This window comes from Mammaliicoccus fleurettii, assembly GCF_003970575.1.
Lineage (GTDB): Bacteria > Bacillota > Bacilli > Staphylococcales > Staphylococcaceae > Mammaliicoccus > Mammaliicoccus fleurettii.
Genome location: NZ_RXWZ01000040.1, coordinates 1 through 5,689, shown reverse-complemented (window position 1 = coordinate 5,689; position 5,689 = coordinate 1). Strand labels below are relative to the sequence as shown.

Below are 5,689 nucleotides of genomic sequence, written 5' to 3'. Positions count from 1 at the left end.
TATTTAAATATGATAGCCTAAATAACAAGAACCAATCGAAAGTATAATTGTTAATAATAAATAGATTATAAGCTTTTTATATGATTTTAATAAATATTGTTCATAAATTTCTAAAATATGTGTTGAAAAAGTAGTGAATCCTCCACAAAATCCTAACGCAATTATTGCATAACTTAATGAGCTTGAATTTAAATACTGTGCAACAAAACCTATCATTAAACTACCAAGAATGTTAACGACTAAAGTTGCTATAGGAAATGAATAGGCAAAATATTTAGTAAGCGTAACATTAACAAACTGTCTACATACTGCGCCAATACCTGAACTTATCATAATGTATATAAGTGTCATGAATGTTTTGATCCTTTCTTATAACCTAGTGCTATAAAGATAAATCCAAGTAACATGCTAGTGATTAAATATAGACTGGCCAATAGAAAATGACCATTTTCTAATAAAACGACAGTATCTAAACTGAGTGAAGAATATGTAGTGAAAGCGCCAATAAATCCAGTTGTTATCATTTTTTTGATATTTGGATGTGCTTTAAAATAATTTATAAAGTAAGTTGAACAAATACCCATTAGAAAAGCACCGATTACATTTATAAGTAGAGTTGAGAAGGGGAATGTAGTATTTGAAATGACCAATGATGCTAAATACCTTAAACCTCCACCGAAAGCACCGCCTATAAATATAGCTAAATAATTCATATAAACCTCCTCATTAAAAAAAGAGAAACATAATGTTTCTCTTAAATTATTCCAAAGAATTTAATTATAACGACAATGTGATAAATAATGACGATGAATAGAACAATTGGTAATAGTTTATTTAATTTAGAAATTGTTTTGTGTTCATCAGTTTGATGCTTTATTGACTTATCAGTAGTAATAACTGCAATAAGTATCAAAATACCGTTTAAAATACTACTTATTAACACAAGTGAAACTAAAGATCCAAACATTGTTTCAATAAGTGGATTCTGCGCACTTAAAAATAAGCTTATAATTATGAGTACAACTGATATATAAAAATAGCGTTTAGCTTTATCCATGATGCCCTCCAAAAATTCCATATAATCGTCAATATTAACATACAAGTTATTTTATTGCATCTAATAATTGCATTACTTCTTGAAAATCATCCATCTTTTTACAGTGACTAGGGATAATGAAAAACGGTGGCTCCATCTCTTTTTTTAAATCTATTAACTTAGAGTGAGTTTCAATGAAAAGTTCACCGTTATAAGCATTACGCAATAATCTTTTAGTTGGTAAAACATTTTTTTCAATATTTGAGCGACACCAAGCAGCATCACTACACATAAAAATAATTAAATTTGAAAACTTCAGCATTAATCCGAACTGTCCTGGCATTGCACCTGGTAGATTGTAACTAACAATTGCATCTTGATTAAAGACTTTATAACCTTTGCCTAAAATAGGATGTTCAGTCTGTACAAAGTCTTCTATAAATTCAATGCGTTCTTTAAAATCATCAGGCATTACGTGAAAACTTAATTGAAGATTATTATTAGATACTTGTTGAGTAATGAAGTCATGGTAAGCTTCGTTTGAAGTAATGATAGTAGCATTTTTAAAAGCATTTAAATAGCCAATATGGTGGCTAGCAAAGTTAGTAATTATGCAATAATCTATTTCATCAGGGTGCACATGATCCTTTAATAATTGACTAGGCAAGGTTTCGAATATTTTGTAGTCTTGTCTATGAAAAAGCTTTAAAGTTTTTAAGTCTGTACTTGGTTTAACATGTTCAGAAAAGCCAGTATTTATTAATATTTTAAAATCATTTATCTCTAAATAATATGAGAAGATATAGTACCGTTCAACTAGACTTTTATTACTACTATTGATGACTGCTTCGTCACCTAAAAAGGATCCAGTTGTATATAGCTTGAAGTGTTTAATAGTTTCTAAGTTCTCAGCCATCAAAATACACCACCTAAGTAATTGGTTTTATATTACTTACAATTATTTTTAAATTTATATTTATGCTAATTATGACATAAAACGACTTAAAAAACATTTATAATAACTCAAGAAATGTTATTTAAATCAAATAACTTAGTAAGCGATTGCAAAATGTGGTACGATAAATTCACATAAGTTAGAAAGGAATGAATTTCATGAGTAATCTTAAAGTAGAGGTATTTGCAGATGGTGCAGACATCGAGGAAATGAAGCAAGCGTATAAGAATAAAGAAGTAGACGGTTTTACAACTAATCCTAGTTTAATGAAAAAAGCTGGCGTTACAGATTATAAAACATTTGCTGAAGAAGTAGTTAAAGAAATTCCAGATGCTTCAATATCATTTGAAGTATTTGCAGATGATATAGAAACAATGGCTAAAGAAGCTGAAATATTAAAACAATATGGTGAAAATGTATTCGTTAAAATCCCAGTTGTAAATACTCAAGGTGAATCAATGATTCCACTCATTAAACAGCTTTCTGAAAATAACGTAAAAGTAAACGTAACAGCTGTTTATACAATAGAGCAAGTAAAAGAAATAGTAGATGTAATTAAACCAGGTGTTGAAACGTACGTATCAGTATTTGCTGGTAGAATTGCAGACACAGGTGTAGATCCATTACCGTTAATGAAAGAATCAGAAAAAGTTTGTCACAGTAAAGAAGGCGTTAAATTGCTATGGGCTAGTTGTAGAGAATTATTCAATGTAGTCCAAGCTGATGAAATCGGTGTAGATATCATCACTTGTCCAAAAGACGTAGTAGCAAAAGTACCAAACATTGGTAGAGATGTTAATGAATTATCAGTGGATACTGTAAAAGGATTCGCTAAAGATATTAAAGCTAGTGGATTAAGCATTCTTTAATCAAAGGATTTAAAAGCAAGTCACTATTAGTGGCTTGTTTTTTTATTTTTGATTTTTTAAAATAGGTATACCTAAAACATAAATAAGCAAAATAATTTATATTATTTTACTATAACTAATTCATTACTTTGTATTAAATTTTGTTATATAATCAAACTTCAGTGAAAAAATGGAGTGTTGAATATGGCTAACAATTTAAGAATTGCACAAAGAGGGGCATATATAAGTTTAGTAACTTATATAATTTTATCAATTTTAAAATACTTTGTAGGTACAACTTATAATTCATCAGCATTAAGAGCGGATAGTTTAAATAATTTAACAGATATTTTTGTTTCAGTTGCAGTTATTATAGGTTTGAAAATTTCAATCAAGCCTGCAGATAAAAACCATCCTTATGGACATATGAAAACTGAAAACATTACAACGTTAATCGTATCATTCATCATCATGTTCGTAGGTATTGAAGTTATATCTACTAATATCCCTAAAATAATACAGGGAGATTATAGTGAGCCAAGTACATTAACAATTTGGGTAAGTATGTTGAGTGGTGTTATTATGTTTTGCGTATATTTGTTTAACTCAAAATTATCTAAAAAAACAAAAAGTACTTCATTAAATTCTGCTGCTAAAGATAATTTATCAGATGCAATAGTCAGTATTGGAACAGGAATAGGGCTAATATTTACTCAATTTGGATTTCCAATAGTCGATGTAATTTTAGCAGTTATACTAGGAGCCATTATTGTTTATACGGGTTTTACAATATTCAAAGAATCTATTTTTACGTTAAGCGACGGCTTTTATGAACAAGATTTAAATAATTACATAGAAGAAATTGAAGATATCCCAGGTGTAATTGGTATTCCATCCATAAAAGGAAGATATCATGGGAATAGTGTATTTTTAGATGTAACAATCGTTGTAGATAAAAATTTAACACTCGATGAAGCCCATGATATATGTGATTTAGTCGAAAATCAATTGCGTGAAGCAGGTGTTTATTCTTCATATGTACATGCTGAACCAAATTTGTAAAATAATATATTTGTAATTTAATTTCATTTTAATATAAATAAGTATGATAATATAAAAGTATTGGTATTGAAAATATCTAAAGGGGATGTTATTCATGCAAATACTAGGTAAAGGCTTTGAAAATGATCATCATTATTTTCATGTGATAACAGATCAAAATCATTTAATTAAAGTACGTGTTCCAGATGATATGGACGATAATGATTTGAAAAATTTGTTAGAAGCGGTATGTAGTGATTATGATGAAAGTAATAACTAAAACTAATCTTCATTTAATGATGATTTTTAAATCCATAAAATGAATGCCTACAAAGTTTGAGCTTTGTAGGCATTTTTCTATATTTAATTTCTTATTTTTGAGAAATTTTCTTTTGCTTTTTCCAGATAAAGTATTCGACAATACCGACGACTATTAGTGACGCTCCAAATAAAGGCATTATGATTCCTAAAACTATTAAAAACGCTATTAGACCATATGGTATGCTGCCTTTCAATTGTGGTGCACTGAATGAGCTGGCATTTTTTCGTTTCATCCATGTCAGGAATCCAAATATAATTCCTGCAATAAATGTTAGACATACTATTAAATTAATAATTTTATTAGCAGTACCAAATAAATGTCCTTCATGTAATGGTATACCAAAGCTAAACCATTTGCCGACGATTCCATAATCTTCGTAGTCTACTTGACCTAAGCGTTTTCCAGAGTATTGATCGAAGTATGCTGTTGTTTCTTCTTTAGGTGCAACGTCTAAACCAGTCACTCCAGTATTACTGCTTTTAGAAACTGTAAACACACCTTTATCATCTGCTGGATACACGATTGAAAATGGTTTTTTTACTTTAGCATTTTCAGCTTGTGATATTATACTTTCAAGACTTTGCTGTCCTTCTGCTCCTATTACACTGCTAGTTGCTCCATGATGATCTGCATGTGGATCTTTTTTTGATGATGGTTTTTCTTTATTTCTTGTTGCCCAAGGTAGTTCATTATCTTCAGATTCAGGTGGCGTAGCTTTTAACGCTGAATAACCTAATTTAGGATGTTCTTCAGCAAACTGATTTATCTGTTTCCCCATAAATGCTGACCATGGTAATCCTGTTAAGACGATGATAAAAATAGGAATAGCTATAATCAATCCTATTATGGCATGTATTCGTCTATTAAATAGAAATGAAGTTTTCTTTTTTGTTTTTTTCAATACGTTAGATTTAAAAGTTAAATACACGCCGGATATAATCATGAATATTGTCCAACATGCTGCTAACTCTACTAAGTAATTTACAAAACTTCCTCCAACCATAAGTGAACTATGTGTTTCTCTTAACACATTAGAATATGTAAATTTTGCATTTTGATTAGCAACTCTTTGGTTATGTTCATCTAAGAATATGTATCTTGATTCACCATCTTCATCTCCAATAGTTACTCTATTATTATATGGCTCGTCCATAATACTTATTTTTTGTATTTCATAGCCTTTGTATACATCTCTTATCTCTTGTATAGCATCATCTAATGATTGATGTCCTTTAGTATGACTATCTGAAAAGAACTCATCTTGGTAAATATTATTTTCTACATTTGTATAAAATAAATAACCAATACCTGTAAGAGAGAGTGTTAATAATAATGGTGTAATAAAGAAAGCAGCGTAAAAATGTAATCTTCTTATAGGACTAAAAATTTTATGCATAATTTTAACCTCAATTTCAAATTAATAATGTAACAATTTAAAGGTATAATTTTTTATATTGAATTACAATAAGATATATAAGTTAATTATG

Annotated in this window: 8 protein-coding genes; 3 read left to right on the top strand and 5 right to left on the bottom strand. The window is 29.1% G+C overall.

Annotated elements, in window-relative coordinates; translation table 11 throughout:
* Positions 1 to 3: 3 nt before the first annotated feature.
* The 4 genes from CD129_RS03330 to CD129_RS03315 are packed head-to-tail and all read right to left on the bottom strand — an operon-like array spanning position 4 to position 1,952.
* Positions 4 to 351: a fluoride efflux transporter FluC gene (locus CD129_RS03330; protein ID WP_078357596.1), complete on the bottom strand. Its 348-nt coding sequence runs from the start codon at positions 349 to 351 to the stop codon at positions 4 to 6.
* Positions 348 to 713: a fluoride efflux transporter CrcB gene (crcB, locus tag CD129_RS03325; protein WP_078357595.1), complete on the bottom strand. Its 366-nt coding sequence runs from the start codon at positions 711 to 713 to the stop codon at positions 348 to 350. Before crcB ends, CD129_RS03330 begins: the two co-directional genes overlap by 4 nt.
* Before the next feature lie 41 nt (positions 714 to 754).
* On the bottom strand, positions 755 to 1,057 hold the full coding sequence (locus CD129_RS03320) for a hypothetical protein (protein ID WP_078357594.1): 303 nt from the start codon (positions 1,055 to 1,057) through the stop codon (positions 755 to 757).
* A gap of 46 nt (positions 1,058 to 1,103) precedes the next feature.
* The gene (locus CD129_RS03315; RefSeq protein ID WP_115337300.1) at positions 1,104 to 1,952 is read right to left on the bottom strand and encodes an MBL fold metallo-hydrolase; all 849 of its coding nucleotides are present in this window, start codon (positions 1,950 to 1,952) and stop codon (positions 1,104 to 1,106) included.
* 197 nt (positions 1,953 to 2,149) lie between these two features.
* On the opposite strand from CD129_RS03315, the gene CD129_RS03310 reads away from it, so the two are divergent.
* The 3 genes from CD129_RS03310 (at position 2,150) to CD129_RS13150 (ending at position 4,160) form a co-directional block, all read left to right on the top strand.
* Positions 2,150 to 2,860, top strand: coding sequence for a transaldolase (locus CD129_RS03310; protein WP_115337301.1), 711 nt, complete (start codon positions 2,150 to 2,152; stop codon positions 2,858 to 2,860).
* Positions 2,861 to 3,037: 177 nt separating this feature from the next.
* Entirely contained in the window at positions 3,038 to 3,901 is an 864-nt protein-coding gene (locus CD129_RS03305; protein WP_115337302.1) for a cation diffusion facilitator family transporter, read from the top strand.
* Between the two features lie 94 nt (positions 3,902 to 3,995).
* Positions 3,996 to 4,160, top strand: a complete 165-nt coding sequence (locus CD129_RS13150; RefSeq protein ID WP_170167665.1) for a hypothetical protein — start codon at positions 3,996 to 3,998, stop codon at positions 4,158 to 4,160.
* A 91-nt stretch (positions 4,161 to 4,251) separates the two neighbouring features.
* Here CD129_RS13150 and CD129_RS03300 read toward each other — a convergent pair whose 3' ends face one another.
* Complete coding sequence (locus CD129_RS03300) at positions 4,252 to 5,598, bottom strand: PepSY-associated TM helix domain-containing protein (RefSeq protein WP_115337303.1); 1,347 nt, start codon at positions 5,596 to 5,598, stop codon at positions 4,252 to 4,254.
* Positions 5,599 to 5,689 lie beyond the last annotated feature (91 nt).